3 protein-coding genes, 1 tRNA gene and 1 pseudogene are annotated in these 2335 nt (G+C 57.7%); 4 read left to right on the top strand and 1 reads right to left on the bottom strand.

Features of this window, described 5'->3' with window-relative positions:
• Positions 1-178, top strand: a pseudogene (locus NW837_RS13235) (RNA-guided endonuclease TnpB family protein); the annotation flags it as partial.
• 17 nt (positions 179-195) lie between these two features.
• Here NW837_RS13235 and NW837_RS13230 read toward each other — a convergent pair.
• Positions 196-1068, bottom strand: a complete 873-nt coding sequence (locus tag NW837_RS13230) for an inositol monophosphatase family protein (RefSeq protein WP_414332096.1) — start codon at positions 1066-1068, stop codon at positions 196-198.
• A gap of 269 nt (positions 1069-1337) precedes the next feature.
• Here NW837_RS13230 and NW837_RS13225 point away from each other — a divergent pair, with 269 nt between their 5' ends.
• The 3 genes from NW837_RS13225 to NW837_RS13215 form a co-directional block, all read left to right on the top strand.
• Positions 1338-1895, top strand: a complete 558-nt coding sequence (locus tag NW837_RS13225) for an FHA domain-containing protein (protein ID WP_414332095.1) — start codon at positions 1338-1340, stop codon at positions 1893-1895.
• 72 nt (positions 1896-1967) lie between these two features.
• Positions 1968-2039: transfer RNA gene (locus NW837_RS13220), tRNA-Gln, on the top strand.
• A gap of 110 nt (positions 2040-2149) precedes the next feature.
• On the top strand, positions 2150-2335 hold a 186-nt coding region (locus NW837_RS13215; protein ID WP_414332094.1), incomplete at its 3' end, for a hypothetical protein.

The raw sequence follows: 2335 nt of genomic DNA, 5'->3' as shown, positions 1-2335 counted from the left end.
TGGGAAGCAGTTCAAGTGTGGGCACTGTGGATGGGAAGGGGATGCGGACTGGAATGGGGCCAACATGATTGCTAAACTTGGGGCTGCCGTAAACCAGCCTAGAGGTCCGTGGTTGGCTTGCCAACTGCAGGGCTACCGAAAGCCCGCCCTGTACTGCGAAGTAGTCAGGGCCGGGTAGTTTACCTACTTCTGTCTTCAATTCAACTCAACTGGGGAGCTTTCCCGGTTCTGATAGGCTGGGCGTGGATCCCGCCGCATGGGAAAGGAGACCGGCAAAGGCTGTACTTGGGCCAGTTCTTCTTGCAGAGCAGCGTGTAACCAGCCATTGCTGGCCAACAGTCGGCCACTGTAAACATCCACCGGGCCGCCATCGTAAGCAGTCACCTTGCCACCCGCCTCTCGCACCAGGACGATCCCTGCGGCAATGTCCCAAGGGGAGAGGCCCCGCTCCCAATAGCCATCCAACTGGCCGGTGGCCACATAGGCCAAATCCAGAGCTGCAGATCCGCCGCGCCGTACTCCTTGGGTGAGATGGGTAAAGTGGCAAAACTCGGCGTAGTTGTTGTCGGGGGTTTCGCGACGATCGTAGGCAAAGCCGGTAACCAGCAGGCTCCGAGACAATTCAGCCGTTGTGGAGACTCGAATGGGTTGACGGTTGCGGGTGGCCCCCATTCCTTGGACGGCGCGAAACAGATCCCCGCGAAAAACGTCACAAACAACCCCCAAAACCGGCTCCCGCCCCTGCAGCAAACCGATGGAGACGGCGGCAAAAGGGTAGCCATGGGCAAAGTTGGTGGTGCCATCTAGGGGATCGATCATCCAAGCGTAGGCACCCTCCGGGGATCCCTGCTGGCCTGATTCCTCGGTCAAGATGACGTCTTCGGGGAAGTGCCGCCTCAAGATTTTCAAGATGAGATCCTCGGAAGCGCGATCCGCCGCCGTCACCAAGTCGCCCGGACGTTTCTCCTCGATGGCGAGGGTGCCTCCCACATAACTGCGCAGCAAAGCCCCTGCCTCCAGGGCAGCTTCTGTGGCCACATCCAACCGACGCAGCAGGGCCTCTGTCACACCCCTACCTCAAGAATCTGTTACTCAGGATAGCCCGCGAAGGCTGAGGCTCCCAAGGGATTCCTGAAAACCAAAATGGGCCCAACCTGAGCCCAAGCCCAGTTTCCGGGGAAAGGGGGTATCTCCAAGACTGCCTATAGTGTATAGTACAGTACACTGGGGCTTGTGGGTTTTCCGGCAGCCCGCCAAGACCAGAGTTCCTTTGAAAGCAGTAGGGTTTTGGGGAACTATAGATAAGACTTTGAATTTGGAAAGCCAAGCTGCTGTAAATGGCGTTGAGCGTTGAGGGGGGAAGACCTTTGCCACATAGCTACGACGATTTTTTCACCTCCATCACAGAGGTTGGCGGGAAAAGTCCTCTTCCCAGCCAGGGCTTTGATCTGCCGGCGGATTTGTTCGATCAAGTCCCTGAACGGCCGGTGTCCCATCCGGAGTTCACCCTGTCCATCTGCCATCCTGTCCGGCCCTGCAGCTACATCCTGCGGGAGAGTATCTATACGCTTGGACGGGATCCCTCCAACGCCATCCAGATCGTCAATCGGTTTGTCTCGCGTCACCACGCTTACCTGGTGCGGGTGCCCACCAAGTCCAACCGGACAGGGTTTACCTATTGCCTGATCGACGGCAACCGCAAGGGCCAGTCCAGTACCAATGGGGTGTTTGTCAACGGCACGCGGGTGGCCACTCACTACTTGAGGAGTGGAGATGTCATCTATTTCGGGCCAGAGATCCGCGCCTATTTCTTTGAGGTAGCCCGCACTCTCCCCGTGACTCCTCTTGACATTGGCCCTGACCTTGGCGAAGAGCTTCAGCTTCCCCACGCATAGGAGCTCACTGCAACTGTTGACAGACCCGAAGCTGCATCGCTAGATTAATTAAGCTGGTTAAGCAATGTGAATTGGGGCATCGCCAAGCGGTAAGGCAGCGGGTTTTGGTCCCGCCATTCGGTGGTTCGAATCCATCTGCCCCAGCTCAAAATCCTGTCGAAAGCACAAAGCGCAAGCCCCTGGGATCCCGTGCAGACCTGGGGTTTCGGCTCTTGGCATCAGCAGGGCGCGTTGCTCTGGGGAACTGAGGAATCATGGGGTCGCTTTTGCCAACGGAGGCCCTGGCTTGGCAGGACTGGCCGCGGGGAGAATGGCAACAACCAGAAACCAAGGGCGAGGGATCCGGGGTGAGCTGTTCAGGTCGATCCTTGATGGTGGTGGGAACTTCTTCCCACGTGGGCAAAACCCTTTTGGTGACAGCCCTTTGTCGCATTCTCAAG

The organism is Synechococcus sp. R6-10, assembly GCF_047461815.1.
GTDB lineage: Bacteria > Cyanobacteriota > Cyanobacteriia > Thermostichales > Thermostichaceae > Thermostichus.
Note: the sequence above shows the minus strand (reverse complement) of the source record. Positions and strands in the feature narration are given on the sequence as shown.